The organism is uncultured Gemella sp. (genome assembly GCF_963525875.1).
GTDB lineage: Bacteria > Bacillota > Bacilli > Staphylococcales > Gemellaceae > Gemella.
In genome coordinates this window covers 29,705-49,529 of record NZ_CAURMG010000010.1, presented here as the reverse complement: position 1 = coordinate 49,529, position 19,825 = coordinate 29,705, and the positions used below count along the sequence as shown (strand labels likewise).

General features: G+C 32.1%; 14 protein-coding genes. 11 read left to right on the top strand and 3 right to left on the bottom strand.

The window, feature by feature from the left end:
- Positions 1-153: 153 nt before the first annotated feature.
- From RWQ73_RS03180 to RWQ73_RS03135, 10 genes are all read left to right on the top strand, one after another.
- Entirely contained in the window at positions 154-969 is an 816-nt protein-coding gene (locus tag RWQ73_RS03180; protein ID WP_314406662.1) for an MBL fold metallo-hydrolase, read from the top strand.
- A gap of 474 nt (positions 970-1,443) precedes the next feature.
- Entirely contained in the window at positions 1,444-2,448 is a 1,005-nt protein-coding gene (locus RWQ73_RS03175; protein WP_314406661.1) for an ABC transporter ATP-binding protein, read from the top strand.
- Positions 2,441-3,373 carry an ATP-binding cassette domain-containing protein gene (locus tag RWQ73_RS03170; RefSeq protein WP_314406660.1) on the top strand — a complete coding sequence of 311 codons (933 nt, stop codon included), beginning with the start codon at positions 2,441-2,443 and terminating at the stop codon, positions 3,371-3,373. Before RWQ73_RS03175 ends, RWQ73_RS03170 begins: the two co-directional genes overlap by 8 nt.
- On the top strand, positions 3,373-4,338 hold the full coding sequence (opp4B, locus tag RWQ73_RS03165) for an oligopeptide ABC transporter permease (protein ID WP_314084645.1): 966 nt from the start codon (positions 3,373-3,375) through the stop codon (positions 4,336-4,338). Before RWQ73_RS03170 ends, opp4B begins: the two co-directional genes overlap by 1 nt.
- Before the next feature lie 14 nt (positions 4,339-4,352).
- The gene (locus tag RWQ73_RS03160; protein ID WP_314406659.1) at positions 4,353-5,258 is read left to right on the top strand and encodes an ABC transporter permease; all 906 of its coding nucleotides are present in this window, start codon (positions 4,353-4,355) and stop codon (positions 5,256-5,258) included.
- Positions 5,259-5,636: 378 nt separating this feature from the next.
- On the top strand, positions 5,637-7,439 hold the full coding sequence (locus tag RWQ73_RS03155) for an ABC transporter substrate-binding protein (RefSeq protein ID WP_314084650.1): 1,803 nt from the start codon (positions 5,637-5,639) through the stop codon (positions 7,437-7,439).
- Between the two features lie 492 nt (positions 7,440-7,931).
- Positions 7,932-9,734: an ABC transporter substrate-binding protein gene (locus tag RWQ73_RS03150; RefSeq protein WP_314406658.1), complete on the top strand. Its 1,803-nt coding sequence runs from the start codon at positions 7,932-7,934 to the stop codon at positions 9,732-9,734.
- Between the two features lie 500 nt (positions 9,735-10,234).
- Positions 10,235-12,043 carry an ABC transporter substrate-binding protein gene (locus RWQ73_RS03145; protein ID WP_314406657.1) on the top strand — a complete coding sequence of 603 codons (1,809 nt, stop codon included), beginning with the start codon at positions 10,235-10,237 and terminating at the stop codon, positions 12,041-12,043.
- A gap of 241 nt (positions 12,044-12,284) precedes the next feature.
- Positions 12,285-13,178: a DMT family transporter gene (locus tag RWQ73_RS03140; protein ID WP_314406656.1), complete on the top strand. Its 894-nt coding sequence runs from the start codon at positions 12,285-12,287 to the stop codon at positions 13,176-13,178.
- A 77-nt stretch (positions 13,179-13,255) separates the two neighbouring features.
- Positions 13,256-14,320: an endonuclease gene (locus RWQ73_RS03135; RefSeq protein WP_314406655.1), complete on the top strand. Its 1,065-nt coding sequence runs from the start codon at positions 13,256-13,258 to the stop codon at positions 14,318-14,320.
- Between the two features lie 218 nt (positions 14,321-14,538).
- On the opposite strand, the gene RWQ73_RS03130 is transcribed toward RWQ73_RS03135, so the two are convergent.
- The gene (locus RWQ73_RS03130) at positions 14,539-15,738 is read right to left on the bottom strand and encodes a dicarboxylate/amino acid:cation symporter (RefSeq protein WP_314406654.1); all 1,200 of its coding nucleotides are present in this window, start codon (positions 15,736-15,738) and stop codon (positions 14,539-14,541) included.
- 342 nt (positions 15,739-16,080) lie between these two features.
- The gene (locus RWQ73_RS03125) at positions 16,081-17,406 is read right to left on the bottom strand and encodes an FAD-containing oxidoreductase (protein ID WP_314084668.1); all 1,326 of its coding nucleotides are present in this window, start codon (positions 17,404-17,406) and stop codon (positions 16,081-16,083) included.
- Positions 17,407-17,708: 302 nt separating this feature from the next.
- Here RWQ73_RS03125 and RWQ73_RS03120 point away from each other — a divergent pair, with 302 nt between their 5' ends.
- Complete coding sequence (locus RWQ73_RS03120) at positions 17,709-18,044, top strand: zinc ribbon domain-containing protein YjdM (RefSeq protein ID WP_314084671.1); 336 nt, start codon at positions 17,709-17,711, stop codon at positions 18,042-18,044.
- Positions 18,045-18,589: 545 nt separating this feature from the next.
- Here RWQ73_RS03120 and RWQ73_RS03115 read toward each other — a convergent pair.
- Positions 18,590-19,804 carry a peptidoglycan bridge formation glycyltransferase FemA/FemB family protein gene (locus RWQ73_RS03115; RefSeq protein WP_314406653.1) on the bottom strand — a complete coding sequence of 405 codons (1,215 nt, stop codon included), beginning with the start codon at positions 19,802-19,804 and terminating at the stop codon, positions 18,590-18,592.
- Between the last annotated feature and the right edge of the window lie 21 nt (positions 19,805-19,825).

Genomic DNA, 19,825 nt, shown 5'->3' with positions numbered 1-19,825 from the left:
CGTTATTGTATGTTTTTTTCTATATTCTTTTATGCACTTAATTTTACAATGTACCGAAAGCAAACTTTATATATTCTAAAGTATTTTTATCTTAAAAATTTTTTAAAAAAATGATATAATGTAGCAGTATATAGTTAGATATGGAGGTGCAATTTGAAATTATCGGTATTAGCCAGCAGTAGTAGTGGAAATAGTATCTATATAGAGCATAATAATTTTAGATGTTTGGTAGATGCTGGACTGACTGGGAAAAAAGTAATAGAGAACTTAGCACAGATTGGGCGAGATATTAAAGATATAAATGCAATTTTTGTAACTCATGAGCATATTGATCATATTAAAGGGGTAGGGGTACTAGCAAGAAAGTACAATATTCCTGTGTACGCTAATAAACTTACTTGGCAAAATATGACTAAGTGTGGTGAAATTAGCTCAGATCTTAAGTTTCATTTTGAAAAAGAGGAAAGCAAAATTTTTGGTGATGTAGTTGTTAATAGTTTTGGAGTTAGTCATGATGCAATTAATCCGCAATTTTACACTTTCGAATGTGAAGGGAAAAGAGTAAGTATCCTTACAGATACGGGGTATGTATCTGATAAGATGATTGATTATGTAAAGGACTCTCATACGATTGTTTATGAGAGTAATCATGAGGAAAATGTTCTGCTTAGTGGACCTTATCCGTGGTCAACAAAACAACGTATACTATCAGATATGGGACACTTATCTAATACAGACTCTGCTAATTATTTAACAAAAATAGTAGGAGATAATACAAAAAATGTCTTTTTAGCTCACTTAAGCGAACAGAATAATACTAAAGAACTTGCTCGTATGACAGCGGATATGACGCTTAAGAACAAGGATATAAACTGTGTTTTAGAGGTGGATAAGACTATAGATTGTAATAATAAGATAGTTATAATGGATACTGATCCAGTGATTCCGACAAAAATTATAGAAATTTAGAAGAATGTGGCTGACCTAAAAGACCTAAATTTTAAAAAAGTGTATATGATAACTTATAGACGCAGTGGTTTATTGATATCTAAATTCGCTTTATAAAAGCTTTTTAGATATCTAATAAGCTTTGCGAAGGTGACTCGACAAAATTGATTTCTTCGAAATCACGATTTTTGAGTCACTCCCATTCTCTAATATTGTTAGTGATAAATTAGTAGATGCTTTGCTTATTAATGGTATGTTTTATATAGGAAGCTGAAGCAGTATCTCTAAATAGTCAGAAAATTCTAGTTTTTTTACTATGAATTTTTTCTTTTTTATTGCTTTTTTTCGAAAAATTTTATAATATAGTATTATGCGTTTTTTAAAATTATAATCTTTTAAAAAAGTTATAATTTATAGAACAATATTAAACACAAGAAATTAAGTTTTGAATTTGTATTTATTTTTATATGAAAGTTATTGGAAGGAGATAGGTGAATGGAAAAACTATTAGAGATTAAAAATCTAGAGACAGCATTTAGAATTAAAGATGATTACTTTAACGCTGTTGATAAAGTTAGTTTGAACCTATATAGAAACGAAGTATTAGCCATCGTTGGTGAGAGTGGTTGTGGTAAGTCTACGTTAGCAACTACTATTATGCGTCTTCATAATGAGAATTTAACGAAGTCTACGGGAGAGATTATCTTCAATGGAAAGAATTTGTTAGACCTAACAGAAGATGAAATGAATAAAATTAGAACAAAAGATATTGGAATGATTTTCCAAGATCCTCTTTCTTCATTAAATCCATTACACAGAATTGGAAAACAAATTGAAGAAGCATTAATTTATCACACGGAGTTAAGTGCGGAAGAAAGACAAAAACGTGTTATCGAGTTATTAACACAGGTTGGTATTCCAAACCCAGAACGTTGTGCAAAACAGTATCCACATGAATTATCAGGTGGTATGCGTCAACGTGTAATGATAGCTATGGCGATGAGCTGTAAACCAAGTGTTCTTATCGCAGATGAGCCAACGACAGCACTGGATGTTACTATTCAAGCACAAATCTTAGACCTTGTTAAAGGGCTTCAGGATGAAATGCACGCAGGAATTATTTTAATTACTCACGATCTTGGGGTCGTTGCTGAAATGGCTGATAGAGTAGCTGTATTATATGCAGGAGAAGTAGTAGAAATTGGAACTGCTGAACAAATATTTAAAAATCCAAAACACCCATATACTCGTAGTTTATTACGTAGTATTCCTCAAATTGATGATGAGGAAGTAGGAGACGAACTTTATGTTATTCAAGGTATGGTGCCTTCTTTAAAAACTCTAGATAGACAAGGATGCCGTTTTGCTAATCGTATTCCTTGGGTGAAAGAAGAAGAACACGAACACAATCCAACGCTACATGAAGTAGAAGAAGGACATCATGTACGTTGCACATGTTATAAAAACTTTGAATTTGAAAGGGAGGAAAACAATGCTTAAAGTTGAAAATCTAAAAGTACATTATCCTATTCGTGGTGGATTTTTCAATACGATTAAAGATCATGTTTATGCAGTAGATGGTGTTGATCTTGAGATAGAGGCTGGAAAAACTTATGGACTAATTGGAGAAAGTGGTAGTGGAAAGACTACAGTTGGTAAAGTGGTTCTAGGTTTAGAAAAAGCAACTAATGGACAAATTATCTATAAAAATGAAGATGTTACTAAAAAAGCATCTCGTAGTAAAATTAAATATAATCGCGATGTTCAAATGATTTTCCAAGATGCAATGTCTAGTTTAAATCCTAAGAAACGTATTATAGATATTATTGCAGAACCAATTAATAACTTTGATAACTTATCTGAAGAAGAAACTAAAAATAGAGTCTTAGAACTTCTTAATATAGTTGGTATGGGAGAAGAGGCACTGTACAAATATCCATTTGAATTTTCAGGTGGACAACGTCAACGTATAGGGGTTGCGCGTGCAATTGCATGTAATCCTCGTTTAATAGTAGCCGATGAACCGGTATCTGCACTTGACCTTTCAGTTCAAGCACAGGTATTAAACTTTATGAAAAAAATTCAAAGAGACTTTAATATAAGTTATCTATTTATTTCTCACGACCTAGGTGTTGTTAAACATATGTGTGATTATATTTATATCATGTACCGTGGTCGTATAGTAGAACGTGGAACTCGTGAGGACATTTATAATAATCCACAACATATTTACACAAAACGTCTTATTGCGGCTATCCCAAGTACAAACTTAGATAAAGCTAAAGAAGTAAAAGAAATTAGACAAGCTGTTGAAGAAGAATATCAAAAACATTATAATGATTATTTCGACAAAGATGGAAGAGTATATCCACTTAAAAAATTAACAGATACACACTATGTAGCGATGAAAGGAGGAGAAGTGTAATGTGGAAAGTAGTTTTAAAACGTGTTTTAGTAATGATACCACAATTATTCATCCTTAGTATATTAGTGTTTGGTCTAGCTAAGCTTATGCCTGGGGATCCATTTAGTGGTCTTGCAGAAAATCCAAAGATCTCTCAAGAACAAATTGAAGCTATTCGACAAGCTAGTGGATTCTATGAGCCTTGGTATCAACAATATCTAACTTGGTTAAAAAACTTTATGCATGGAGATTTTGGACTAAGTTATACTACTGGTAAATCGGTTGGTACACTTTTAGGAGAAAGAATTTTCAATACATTTAACTTGTCTTTATTTACGGCATTATTAATGTATTCAATCGCTATTCCTATGGGGATGTATGCAGGGCGTTATAACGGTTCTAAATTCGATAAATTCGTAAACTTTTATAACTTCTTCTTCTTAGCGATACCATCATTCGTATTATATTTATTTATGATTGCGTTATTCGGTTTTGGATTAGGATGGTTCCCAACAAGTGGATCTGTAGATGTTAACCTTGATCCAGGGACATTCTCATACTATATCAATAAACTGCAACACTTAGTTTTACCGGGTATCTGTTTAGCATTATTATCAACAGTATCGACTGTTCAATATTTACGTAATGAAGTTATTGATGCAAAACAAAGTGACTATGTAAAAACAGCACGTTCTAAAGGTGTGCCAGTTAAGAAAGTTTATTCTGGACATATCTTCAGAAACTCTATTTTACCAATTGCAGCATTCTTTGGATTTTCTATTACTGGATTATTCAGTGGTGGTATCTTCGTAGAAACAATTTTTGGTTACCCTGGAATGGGGCAATTGTTCTATCAAAGTATTCAAGATAGAGACTATAGTGTTGTAACAACATTAATGTTATTCTCTGGATTCTTAACACTACTTGGTAGTACTTTAAGTGATATTATCATGGCAATTGTTGACCCACGTATTAAATTAGACTAGGAGGAAGTTGAATGATGACAAAAGCAAAAGAAGAAAAAGTTATAACTAAAACTCCTTCTGGGTTTTCAGTTGTAGCTCGTGAGTTTAAAAAAGATAAAGGTGCACTTACAGCTTTAATTACATTAAGTGCTATCTTAATATTCGTAGTACTTTTCAATATTTACATTCGTGTAAGTGGCGTATATAGTACTTACTTTGATGTAGATTTATTAAATATTTTCTTAAAACCTGGTGAGGATGGATTCTTATTAGGTACAGATGTTGGAGGACATTCAGTATTTGGATGGCTTATGATGGGTATGCTTAACTCGATTCTTATCGCAGTAGCGGTAACAGTATTAACTATCGGATTTGGTACTGCTGTAGGTTTAGTTATTGCGTACTATGGAGGAAGTGTTGATAATGTAGTAATGCGTTTTGTAGATTTTATGGTAATTATTCCAACACTGATGGTAATCATTGTATTCGTAAGTATTAAACGTGATTACGGACTTGTGCTGTTCATCTTGATTTTATCAGCGTTTGCATGGATGAGCTCAACTCGTTTAGTACGTAGTAAAGCTTTATCAGAATCACGTCGTGATTATGTATTAGCTTCAAAAACTATGGGAACACCTGATTGGAAAATCATGTTACAAGGAATCTTACCTAACATTAGTTCTATCATCATCGTAGAAGCTACATTATCATTAGCGGCTAATATGGGTATTGAGGTAGGTTTAACATATCTTGGATTCGGTCTTCCAGCAGGAACACCAAGTATTGGTACTATGTTATCTTACGCAAAAGATGCAGACGTACTTATTAACAAAATGTATATTTGGTTACCAGCAGCTCTTTCTATCTTAATTATAGTTTTATGTATTAACTCTATCGGTGGTGCATTGAGACGTAGTTTAGATGCTAGACAAAGATTATAATATTAAAAAGTCATGTAGAAACTTTCTACATGACTTTTTTATTTACTTCATAATACGGAGTAGCTATGATTTTGTAATAACTGTTTTAAGGTAATTGTTACAGTAGTATGTCCAAAAGAGTGTTAGTACTTAATAAAAGTTTGTATTCTAAACCTAAGAAGATACAATAGAGGATATATGTTGAAGTATGGTAGTAATGCTGAAAATAATAATTATTTCTAGTGATTAAAAGGTATCAATTTTTAAAAAATCTAATAAGTAAAAAAATACTGTAAAATTTTCTGACAATTACTTGACTTAAATATTTTTTTTTGATATAATTGCTAAAAAATAATATTTAAGAAAGGCTGTATTTAATACAGCATGGAGGATAAGATAATGGAAAAGAAAAAAATGTTAAAGGTAGTTAGTTCAGCTATGGCTCTCACAATGTTACTTGCAGGATGCTCAAGCGCAAGTAACACAAATAAAGGAACAAAAGCTGCTGTAGAATTCAAGACAGCTGTAGACAATGGTGGGAATGCACTTAGTGGTCAACAATTAAGAATCGGTATCGCTTCTGCAGATCCATTAACGGGGATGTTTAACCCAGTGTTCGCTTTACAGGCAACAGATAATGATGTAATGAAGTATACAATGAATGGGGCTTTCCCACTTGATGATGCAAACCGCCTAAAACAAGATGATAAAGAAGCACCGGTCATGTTCCACGTAGATCGTGAGAAAAAGGAAGTTACATTAACTATTCACAAAGATCTTAAATGGAGCAATGGAGAAGATGTTAAGGCAGATGATATCGTTGCAACATATGAGTTAATGGGGAATCCTAAATATACTGAAAACGTTCGTTACAGTGATGAATACGAAGTAATTGAAGGTATGAAAGATTACCACGATGGAAAAGCAAAAAATATCTCAGGTGTAGTTAAAAAAGATGACAAGACTGTAGTACTTAAGTATACAGAAATCAAACCAGCATTATTATGGGGTAATGGATTCATTGGAGAATTCTTAAACAAAGCCCAAGTAGATGCTGCATCAAAAGACTTCACTAAATTTGCTGAAGCAGACTTAAATAAAAAACCATTATCTTATGGACCATATTACTTAGACAAAGTAGTAAACGGGGAAAGTGTATTAGCGAAAGCTAACCCTCATTTCTACAAAAAAGCTGATGTAAAAATTCCAGAAATTCAGTTCAAAGTTGTATCGCCGGCTCAAGCAAGTGCAGTTCTTAAAAACGGCGATGTAGACTTAATGGACCGTTTAACTACAGGTATCTGGGATGCTACTAAAGATGCGAAAAACGGAGCAATCTTAGGAGAATCTGACAGCTATATTTCATATGTAGGATTCAAACTAGGTAAGTTCAACAAAGAAAAAGGTGAAGTAGAAGTAAATCCAAATGCAAAAGCTGCAGATAAACGTGTACGTCAAGCATTCGGTTATGCGGTAGATTGGGATCAAATCAACGAAAAAGTTTACAAAGGATTACGTTTCACACCAACTGGTTCTGGATTCTATCCACCAAGTGTTAAAATGTTCTACAATCCTGAAGGTGAAAAATATGCTAAGAATGTAGAAAAAGCGAAAAAACTTCTTGATGAAGCTGGTCTTAAAGATAAAGATGGAGACGGTTTAAGAGAAGATAAAAATGGTAACAAACTTACATTTAACTTTGCTATCCGTAATACAGGACAAGACTTCGACCAAACATTAGCAGATACATTCATTAAATCTTGGAAAGAAGTAGGATTAGATGTTAAACTTGTAGATGGTAAACTTATGGCACCTAAAGATTGGTCACAACGTGTTCAAGGTGATGATCCAGCGATCGATATCTTCCAAGGAGCTTGGGGATTAGGAAGTGATCCAAACCCAGGTGGATTAGTAAGTAAAACAACACCACTTAATTATCAACGCCACACAACTGAAGAATTAGATAAGTCATTAACTGCAATGGGAAGTAGCGACATGTTTGATGATGCTAAACTTAAAGAAGCATATCAAAAATTCGATAAACAATTCAGAGAAGAAGCTGCATGGTTACCATTCAGCTGGCAACAATCTATGACATGGGTTAACAAACGTGTTAAAACATTCGATTTAGCGAAACTAAAAACTGGTGAACAAACAATCTATAAATTAGAATTAACTGCAGATGCACCAGCGAAAAACTAATCTAGTTTAGGTATGAGATTTAGCTAAGGGTACTTAGTTGAATTCTCCCTAATAAACTTATATTTCATTTTATTTTCAATTAATTTTGGAGGGGACGAAAAATTAGAACTTTATTAAAGGTTTTGATTTCAGTCCTTTCTCCTTTTGAAAAGGTAAATATATTGTTTAAATTTATTAGAGAGGTTAATCCAAAGGGTCTAAATTTAAAAAATGTATATGAGAACTTATAGAAACAGTGATTTACTGATATCTAAATTCGCTTTATAAGAGCTTTTCGGATATCTAATAAAATTTGCGGAGGCGACTCGATAATATATTGTTTTTCTAAAATCATGAGTTTTGAGTCGTTTCTATATCATTAATAAAATATGTAGAGCTACAATTTTACATAATACTAAGGCGAAGTATCGTTCTTTAATGTAGTGAAGATACCTAGTCTTAAATTTTATTCTTATTAATTTTTAGTAATTTAAAGTTATATTGGAGGAAAAGATGAAGAAAAATAAATTTTTAAAAGTATTCAGTTCAGCGATGGCGTTATCAATCATTTTGGCAGGATGTTCAACATCTTCTAAATCATCAAAAGAAAGTAAACCAGCGGTAGAATTTAAAACATCGGTTGATAATGGTGGAAGTGCAGTAAGTGGTTCTACATTAAAAATCGGTATCTTAAGCGCGGATCCACTAACTGGTATGTTTAACCCAGTGTTTCATCTGCAAGCAACAGATAATGCAGTAATGGAAGACACAATGGCACATACATTTGCTTTTGACCATTCATATAAATTAAAAGAAGATGATGAAGATGCACCGGTTAAGTTTCATTTAGATAAAGATAAAAAACAAGTAACACTTACAATCCGTAAAGATTTAAAATGGAGTAATAATCAAGATGTAGTTGCAGAAGATATTATAGCAACATATGAGCTTATGGCTAACCCTAAGTATAAAGATAATATTCGTTATAAGAGCGAATTTGAAACAATAGAAGGTCTAAAAGATTACCACGAAGGCAAAGCTGAAAAAATTTCAGGTATTACTAAAAAAGACGATAAAACAGTAGTAATTCAATATAAAGACGTAAAACCGGCTCTTCTTTGGGGTAGTGGATTTATTACAACATTCCTTAATAAAGATCAAGTAGCTGCAGCATCAAAAGACTTCAGTAAATTTGTAGAAGCGGAATTAAATACTAAGCCATTATCTTATGGACCATACTATTTAGATAAAGTAGTAAATGGTGAGAGTGTACTTGCTAAACAAAATCCATATTTCTATAAAAAAGATGCTGTAAAAGTAAAAGAAATTCAATACAAAGTAGTTGCACCAGCTCAAGCAAGTTCTGTAATAAAAAATGGTGAGATTGACTATATGTCACAAGTAACGCCAAATGTATGGAGTGCAGTAAAAGATTATTCAAATGGAACGTTACTAGGACAACCTGATTTTTATATTTCATACGTAGGATTTAAATTAGGTGTATGGGATAAAGATAAAAATGAAGTTAAAGTAAATCCAAATGCAAAAGCAGCGGATAAACGTGTGCGTCAAGCGTTTGGTTATGCGGTAGATTGGGATCAATTAAATGAAAAAATCTACAAAGGGCTTCGATTCACACCTACAAACTCAGGAATTTATCCGACGCGTTCAGAAGATTATTATGATAAAGATGGATTCAAATTTAAAAAAGATGTAGAAAAAGCGAAAAAACTTCTTGATGAAGCAGGGCTTAAAGATGTTGATGGAGATGGACTAAGAGAAGATAAAGACGGTAAAAAACTAACATTTAACTTTGCAATCCGTAATACAGGTCAAGACTATGATCAAACACTTGCTGATGCATTTATAAAATCGTGGAAAGAAGTAGGATTAGATGTAAAACTAGCTGATGGAAAATTAATGTCATCGAAAGATTGGACACAACGTGTAACAAGTGATGATCCATCTATAGATTTATTCCAAGGAGCATGGAGTTTAGGAACTAATCCTAACCCTGCACGTTTATTAAGTGATAAAGCTAAAGTTAATTATCAAAGATATATGAGTGATGTACTTAAAAAAGATTTAGAAACAATCAATTCAAAAGAAATGCTAGATGATACTAAGCGAAAAGAGGCATACAAAAAATTTGATAAAGATTTTGCAGAAGAAGCGGCATGGTTACCATTTAGTTGGAGTACAGACATTACTTGGATAAATAAACGTATTAAAAACTTCGATGTTAAGAAATACGCTTTCGGCGAACAAAGACTATATGAGTTAGAACTTACTTCTAATGATAGCGCTAAAGGGTAATTTTAAAATTTTATATTGAGTTTAAAGGGACTACCTAAAAAGCTCTAAACTATAAAAATTTATATGAGAACTAATAGACAGTTGTTTATTGATACTTAAATTCTTTTATAAAAGTATTTTAAGTAGCTAATAAACATTGCAGGAGATGACTTGACAAAATTGATTTCTATGAAATCAAGATTTTCGAGTCATTCTTTTTATATAAAAATAAATATACTATTTTAATAAAATGCGATTTTAAAGAATAATATATTATATACATTGAATATCCTTGTTGTATATGTAAATAAGAGAATGTATTCATTAATAAATAATAACAAATAGGATAGTTGGTTAATATTAAATTTACATTTTTAAATAAACAAACAGAAATTTAAAAAGAGAATTTTGTTATTTTTATATTATTTTCTGAAAATTTACTTGACTTATTATTAAAATAATGTTAGAATGATTTCATAAATAATTGAAAATAAGTTTTTATATATTATGGAGGAAATAAAATGAAAAAGAATAAGTTTTTAAAAGTATTTAGTTCGGCGATGGCACTTTCAGTTATTTTAGCTGGATGTTCAAGTGCTAACAATACTACTGGAAACAAAAACGCTCCTAAACCAAAAGTTGAATTTAAATCAAGTTTTGATAACGGAGGAAGTGCTGTAGATGGAGCAACATTAAAATATGGTATTTTATCTCCACAGCCACTAACAGGTCTTTTTAACCCAGTATTTTCAGATAAGGCAGAAGATCAATTCGTGAACTTAGCTGTAATGGGTGGAACATTCCCTACTGATGAAGAAGGGCGTGTTGTTCAAGATGATGCAAACGCTGCAGTTAAATTCCACTTAGATCGTGAGAAAAAAGAAGTTACTTTAACTATTCATGATGGAGTAAAATGGAGTAACGGTGAAGCTTTAACAACAAAAGATATCGTGGCTACTTATGAGCTTATGGGTAACCCTAAATTCACTACAAATACTCGTTATAACGCTGCGTTTGAGTTTGTTGAAGGTATGAAAGAGTACCACGCAGGAACAGCAAAAACGATCTCTGGTTTACAAGTTAAAGATGATAAAACTGTAGTAATTAAATATACTCAAGTACGTCCATCATTGTTATGGGGTGAAGGTTTTGTTGGTGAATTCTTAAATGCAAAACAAGTTGAAGAAGCATCTAAAGACTTCACTAAATTTGCTGAAGCAGACTTAAATAAAAAACCATTATCATATGGTCCTTACCACATCACTAAAGTAGTAAATGGAGAAAGTGTTCTTGCAGAACAAAACCCTCACTACTACGATAAAGATAAAATGAAACTTAAAAAAATCGAGTTCAAAACAGTAGCTCCAGCTCAAGCTAGCCAAGTAATCAAAAATGGAGAAGTAGACATGATTGAAGATGTTACTCCAAGTGTCTATGAAGGAGCTAAAGACATCAAGAACGGAACATTCTTAGGAGAAACTTCTCGCTACATGTCATATGTTGGATTCAAACTAGGTAAATTCGACAAAGCTAAAGGTGAAAACGTAGTTGATCCTAACTCTAAACTTGCTGACAAAAACTTACGTCAAGCATTCCTATATGCAGTTGACCGTGACCAAATCAATGAAAAAATCTTCAAAGGATTACGTTTCACTCCAACTGGATCTGGTATGTACCCAGCAGCTGTAGGTAAATTAGTAAACGAAAATGCAACTGCAGCTAAAAAAGATGTAGAAAAAGCTAAAAAATTATTAGATGACGCTGGATACAAAGATAAAGATGGTGACGGACTACGTGAGGACAAAAACGGAAACAAACTTTCATTCAACTTCGCTATCCGTAACACAGGAGCAGAATATGACCAAGCATTAGCAGATGTATTCTTAAAATCTTGGAAAGAAGTAGGATTAGATGTTAAATTAGTAGACGGAAAACTTATGTCTCCAAAAGACTTCTCTCAACGTGTACAAGCGGATGATCCATCAATCGATATCTTCCAAGGTGCGTGGAAATATGGAACAAACCCTAACCGTCAAGAGTTACTAGGTAAAAAAGCTCCATTAAACTTATACCGCTACACTACTGAAGCATTTGAAAACAGCTTTAAAGCTCAAGCAACTGATGATATGTTTGATGATGCTAAATTAAAAGCAGCTTACAACAAATTTGATGGAGAAGTAGCTGAAGAATTACCATTCTTCCCATTAAGCTGGGATACTAGCCTTTCATTCTTCAACAAACGTGTTAAAGCATACGATTTAGCTAAAGTTAAGAAAAACCAATTCAAACTTTATGATATTGAGTTAACTGCTAACGAAGGTGCTAAATAATAAAAAATAATATACGACATAGATGACTACGGTCGTCTATGTCTTTTTTTAGGATATTAGTATTTTCTTGTAAATATTTAAAAATGTTTGGAATTCTATTAGTTGTCATAAGCGATAGATAATAGTTGAAATTTTTGTAAATAACATATAAAATTATAAAAGTGTGATGTATTTATTGCTAGAATAGTAAATACTTTTAGAATTTTGATATTGATAAAATAAGTATAGGAAAGGTGTATTAATGAGAAAATTTATTTCAGAATTATTATTGATAATCGTAACGATTATTTGGGGTCTGGCTTTTATTTGGCAAAATATAGCGAGTAAGGTATTAGGACCACTAACAGTGGTAGGAATAAGATCGATAATAGCAGTTGTTTTTCTTGGAGCTGTTGCGGTGTTAGTTCCTAGTTTATATAAGAGTCAAGATCTGAAAATGTTAGCTGAGCCAACGACGAAAAAGCAAAGTTGGTTATTAGGTGGAATCTGTGGGATTGTACTATTTTTTGCAATGTATATTTCGCAAATTGGAATCGGTATGACAACGGCAGGGAAGGCTGGATTTATAACAGTTTTATATATATGTATAGTTCCGTTTATCGGTGTTTTCTTAGGAAATAAGCTTAATAAATTCTTTATAATAGGGTTAATTTTATCGGTAATTGGTTTTTATTTCTTATCAGTAAAAGAAGAGTTTGCCTTGGAGATGGGAGATATTATAGTTTTAGTTAGTGCTATTTTATTTGGTATTCATATTATTGTTATTGATTATTCTGCTGTTAGGGTTAATTCTATGTTTTTATCAATTGTCCAATTAGTTGTTGTATCTGTGTTGAGCTTAGTTCTTGCAGTATTTAAGGAAACGATAGTTTTTGCAGATATTATGAGTGTAATTTGGCCATTACTTGCGATAGGGGTACTTTCTAGTGGAGTAGGATATACTTTACAAATCGTTGGTCAAAAAGATGTTCCACCGCATACAGCATCTTTAATATTAAGTTTAGAGTCTGTTGTAGCTGCAATAGGTGGAGTACTTATTCTTGGTGAACATATAGGTTTACGAGAAGGAATAGGTATGCTTATTGTTTTTGTAGGGATTATCGTGTCACAATTACCAGATAATAAGAAAAATTAATAGATTACAATGTAAAGTATTAAGGAGTGACTCGAAAACTGTGATTTTGTCGAGGCTCCTTTTTTATGAGGTTGATGATGAAAAAAATATTAAAATTTATAGTGAGTTTGTTGTTAGTAGGGGTATTAGGCTTTTTAGGATTAGTTGGATACTTGATGGCTACTGAATATAGTCCAAATGGCGTTGAGAGTTTGCCGGTTACTAAACAGGGTGTTTCAGAAAACGCAAAGTTAGGGATAGAATATAGTGCTCTTAACTGGAATATAGGATATGCTGGCCTTGATAAAGATGAAGATTTTTTCATGGATGGTGGAAAAATGGTACTACCACTAGATAAAAATCACGTTGAAGACAATTTGAAAAACATTACAGAAATAGTTAAAAATGAGAATGCGAATGTTAACTTTATTCAAGAAATTGATGAAGATTCAAAGCGTAGTTATAATATTAATCAGGTTACAGCTTTTGATGAAAAATTGGGTTTAAATAGTATTTTAGCGTATAATTTCAAGGTTAGATATATACCATATCCATTGCCACCACTAGGAAAGGTGAAAAGTGGTATATATACTGCGACTAATTTTAAAATAGAGAACGCGAGAAGATTTCAAATGGCGATTCCATTTAGTTTTCCTGAGAGATTAGCGAATTTAAAACGTGGATTTTCTGTTGTTTATACGAAAATTGAAAATAGTGATAAATATTTAATATTAATTAACGCTCATCTTGATGCTTATGATAAGGGAAATTCTGGAAAAATTGCTCAGACAAAACAACTTCTTGAATTTATTGATTATGAGTATAAAAAAGGTAATTATGTGTTAGTTGGAGCAGATTTCAATCAGTCGTTAAAAACTTTAACAAAAGATGAAATTAATACTGTGCCAAAAGAGCTTTGGCGTGCTGAAAATTTTGATAAGAGTTTATTACCGAGTGGCTTTAAGTTAGTGTATGATGAGAGTAAAAATTCTGCAAGACTTAATAATAAACCTTATGTGAGAGATAGTGAAGGAACATATGGTTTTATTATCGATGGTTATATTGCTAGTGATAATATTGAGGTACTTGGAGTAGAAACGCTAAATCAAGAGTATAGATATAGTGATCATAATCCGGTGAAACTAAGATATAAACTTAAATAGAATAATGAAAGTGGCTCGGAGATTAAGTTCAAAGAGCTGCTTTTTTTGTTAAGTATTATTCGATAGCCTACTGTTTTTATGTAGCTACTATATATAGTTGTTTTTTACTAAATTAGATTTTATGGACGCTTGTTCTTAGATGGTAGTACGAGACGTCTACAACCAACAGTTTTTTAATCATGAAGAATCCCACAAACTTCCGTCTGTGGGATAGTTTCTTATGCTTTTTGATTCAAATCTTCTTTAAAGAAAAGTTTATTTAATTTATCAACGATTGCTGATAAAGCTCCGTCTCCAGAGATGTTACATGCAGTACCAAAGCTATCTTGAGTGATGTATAATGCAATCATTAGAGATAACATGATCTCGTTGAATCCAAGAACTGATTGTAATAATCCAAGAGCGGCCATAACTCCTCCACCAGGAACTCCCGGTGCAGCTACCATTGTTACACCAAGTAGTAAGATGAATTTAATCATTACTGCAGCTGATGGGAATGCAGCACCGTTTTGTAACCAGAATACTGCAGATGCACATGTAGTTAAAGTAATAGTACTTCCTGATAAGTGGATAGTCGCAAATAATGGAATAGTAAAGTTTGCGATATTTTTATCAACACCCATATTTTTAGTACTCTTAAGTGTTACAGGAATTGTAGCAGCTGATGATTGAGTACCGATTGCAGTCATGTATGCAGGTAGGATATTTACAAGCATCTTAAATGGATTTTTACCATTGATTGATCCAGCTACTGTGTATTGGATAATAATAATCGCGATGTGCATAATAATGATAATTACAAATACCATAGCGAAGATTTTTAAGATTTTGAATACTTCACCAGAAGCTGTAATATTCATGAATACACCTAGAATGTAGAATGGAAGAAGTGGGATAATTACAGAAGCAAGTAATTTTTCTATAATTTCTCCGAAGTCTGCAAATCCTTGTTTTAATCCTTCTGATTGTGTTGCTGAAATCCCAATTCCTAAGATGAATGAGATGATAAGAGCAGTAGTAACATCAAAAATTGGATTCATTTTAAACTCGATGAAAGGTTTTAATAATAAATCCTCTGGGTTTTTGAATGATTGTAATGTAGCGTTAGCTAAGATATTTGGTAATACTGCTTGTGCTGTTAAGAATGCAAATGTTCCTGCGATAATAGTAGAAATATATGCAACTCCTGTTGAAAGTCCAAGTAATTTTCCAGCGTTGTTAGACACTTGGCTAATACCTGGTACGATAAATCCTACGATAATAAGTGGGATTGTGAATCCTAAGAATGAGCTGAAAATTGATGAGAAAGTAACGAATACTCTAATAATTGATGTAGATAGAGTACTTCCTAAAACTATCCCTAAAGTAACAGCTATAATAAGTTTTACTATTAACGGAATTCTTTTATAATAACTCATTGTCTTATCTCCTTTTCATTGTATTTTTTAAAAAGACATGTGTTCATTATACAAGAAAAATTATACCTTGTAAAGTGCTAAAAGACATATTCCTTTTAATAAATTAAAATGGTACTAATTAAAAAGCTCTAATTTTTAAAAAAGTTTACATGAGACGTAACAGGAGAAATGGATTGTTCATATTTAAATTTTCTTTATAATGACGCTTAGATAACTAATAAACATTGCGGAAGAGATTCGATAAAATCGATTTCTTTAAAATCGAAATTTCTTGAGTCGCTCCTAGTATAAAAAAGCTTAAAACCTCAAATTATTATTGAGATTTTAAGCTTTTTACAGTTATTAGATTAATTTGAATAAATCATTTAAGTTCTCAGCCATTGTTGGGTGAGTGAAGATTTGATCTCTAATGTAAGTGTATGGAATTTTGTTATCAATTGCCATTTTAATTAAGTTGATAATTTCTTCTGAGTTTTTACCGAATAGTGTAGCTCCAAGAATTAAGTTAGTGTCTTTATCTACAGTTACACGGAATAATCCACGTGGGTCTTGGTTAACAGCTCCTCTTGGCATGTTAGCAACTGGTAGTGATGCTACTGCAACGTTAGAATATGCTGCTTCAGCTTCTTCTTTGTGTAATCCAACGTGAGATAATGCTGGAGAGATGAATGTTGAGTAAGGTACGTTTTTACGGTCAGCAGTTGTGTATTCTTTGTTACCGTGTAAGTATCCGTTAACTACTCTGAAGTCATCTAATGATACGTATGTGAATTGTAATCCACCGTTAACATCACCAACTGCAAATACATTTTCTACAGCTGTTTGACAGAATTCATCAACTACGATTGTTCCGTTTGGACGTAATTCGATATCAGTATTTTCTAATCCTAATCCTTCAGTGTTAGCACGACGTCCAGTTGCGTGTAATACTGCTTCGAATTCTAACTCACCGTATTTTTCTGTATCAACAACTACAAGTTCTCCGTTGTTGCGAATTTCTTTTGTTGCAGTTCCTAGTTTGAACTCGATTCCTGCTTCTTCTAGGTATCCTTGAGCAAGTTCAGCGATGTCTTTATCTTCTCTTCCTAAGATTCCAGGAGCGAAGTCGATAACTGTAACTTTAACTCCAAGACGAGCGTATAGGTTTGCGAATTCTAATCCGATGTTACCTCCACCGATGATTCCTAGAGTTTTAGGAGCTTTTTCTAATTGTTGTAATTCTGTGCTATCGTAAACATTTTTAGATGTTGTTAATCCTGGAATTGGTAATACATTGTTTTTAGCTCCAGTGTTAATTACTACGATTTCACCTTCAAGTTGTTTAGTTTCTCCGTTAGCAGAAATTTCTACTACTTTGTTAGAAACGAATTTAGCGTGAGCTGTGTAAACATCAATGTTTGGACTACTGTCTAACATAGCGAAGTTTTTAGCGTTAAGTTTAGATACAACAGCATCTCTTGTAGCTTTAGCTTCTGTATAGTCTTTTTTGTTGTCAGCAGCTACGATTAAAGTTTTAGTTGGAATACATCCGATATTGATACAAGTACCACCGTACATTGCACTACTTTCTTCAACTACTGCTACTTTTTTTCCTTCTTTAGCGAATGTTGCAGCTAAAGTTTTTCCGGCTTTACCGAATCCTACTACTAATAAATCATATTTAACCATAATTTGATTCCTCTTTTGTTTAAAATTTTTGTTTATATTTTATATTTTAGAATAACCGCAAATAAATATAATGTGATTAACTCTTTAATACATATTTTATTACTTCTTTAAAAAAAATTCAAGTACTTTGCCTACAAAAGTAGACGATTTTTCAAAAAAATTTTTAAAAAAGAGATTTTTTATGTTAGAATTATTATTGCATCAAGGTTTAAAAGAGTAAGTTATTTGATATTATTTTGATATTATATCTCATTATGGTATAATATCCCTTGTACAAAATTGAAATATTATGGAGGAAAACAATGACATTACCTAATTGTCCAGAATGTAAAAGTGAATATACTTATGAAGATGGAATTATGCTAGTGTGTCCTATGTGTGCTCATGAATGGTCACCAGAAGATGCTAGTGGAGCAGAAGAGGAGAAAGTTTATCGTGATGCTAACGGTAACGTACTTCAAGATGGAGATACAGTTTCTGTAATTAAAGATTTAAAAGTTAAGGGTAGTTCATCTACATTAAAACAAGGAACTCGTGTTAAAAATATCAGATTAGTTGATGGAGATCACAATATCGATTGCAAAATTGATGGTTTTGGCGCTATGAAATTAAAATCTGAGTTCGTTAAAAAAATATAATTAAATAAAGAGCTGACTCAATAGTTGTGATTTCAGTGGAATCATCAAGAGTACAGCTCTTTTAATTTTTATATAGGGATTTATTTATCTAATACTACTGTTTTTAATGTAGCTTAGGGTTTGTAATCTCGAATTTTTCTAGTGAAACACTAAAGTATTTTACTTCAGCTACTTTAAAACAGTAGGAGAAAAATAAAAACAGAATTTAAAACTAAATACAAAGTTTTCTATTGTTTAAAACGGAGACTAATTTTCTAGCACATTATTATAGTGAATTAATAACTAAATTATAGTAGATAACTAACTATTTTATAATTTATATATTTTTCATTTGTTCTTTATAGTGGTGGAAATAAAATGCTGTTGCATTTTATCGAGGAAAAGAAAGATTACAAGCTTTCTTTTTAGTCGGAAAACAATCTTTTCTTTGAAAGTTGGTTGAAGACGTCTCGCACCACAATCAAAAGAACAAATGTTTAAAAAATATAAAATGAGTAGATTAAAATAAACAGTCTGTAAACCATAATGATTTACAGACTTATTTTTTATCTTTTGATTAGTTTTAATACTTTTCTTCTTAGTGGTAAGCCGTAGTTGTACATTAAATTGAATACGTGAGAGATTACTAAATCGAACTCTCCGTAGTATTCTACGATATTTGGAGCAAATTTTGATTTAAAACCAAGTAGACTGTCGTTTAAATCTCCTTCGATTCCACCCATAGAAACTTCTTTAACACCCATTTCCTGAGCTTTTTTCATAGTATCAGAAAAGATTTTATATTGGGCAGGAAGTTTTGCGAAATCTTCATTCATACCAGCGTAAATAATTTCTGCATGATTGCCATAAGCGATAGTAATCGCAGCGCTTATAACCTGATCCTTATTTTTATCTTCTATATCTAAACTATCAAATAGTACGATTAACTTGTCAATTCCAGCTACTTGTTCAAGAAGTGTACGTTTTTTCTTCGGTGATTTTTCGCCAAGAGCTTCAATTTCATCTTCAAGAGCTTGTTTTCTAGAATGACATTCTTTTACAGCTTTTTCTACGTTTATATATGAAATATATAATAAGGCGTTATCTCCAAAAGTATCTAACAAGTTTTCAAAATACTCACGACCACGCAATGAGATATTTTTTCTTTTCTCAGTACAAGCTAAGGCGAAAAGGAAATCATCAAGATTTTCTTTACCACAACGTCTAACTTCAACGAATTTCTTCTCAGCATCGCGAATTAAACGACGTGTATCTTTCGGGAAAAGATCCGGAACTTCTTTTTCAAGTTTTGTAACTGTGTTAAAACGTGGTTGAATAGTACTACTCATATCAAGGTTAAAACCTTTGTGCTTATAACCATTATCCTTGAATATTCTAATAAGACTATTGTTTTCTCTATTTACTTCAATATCCTTAAAAATTGCTAGTTTTTCATCTTTTACAGCTGTGGGGATGTCTAATTTAACCATTTTTGCACCATTTTCTTTAGCAAATTTTTTAAGGTTAGTTAAAAAGAAATTTAGTAGTTCGGTATTACTGTAATCTAGAATGGGTCCACGCGGAGCATACCATAGTCCTTGACGAGTTAGAATTTGCACTGCAGCTATAATATTATTATTTTCATCTTGAACACCTACTCTTACAGCCCCCCAAGTATTTTTAATATGAGACCACTCAATAGCTTGCATCATATTACCATGTTTGTGATTTTTTATAAATTCAGTATATTTTTCATCATTAATATTTGTTAAAAATTTCATTATTCAATAATCCTTTAACTA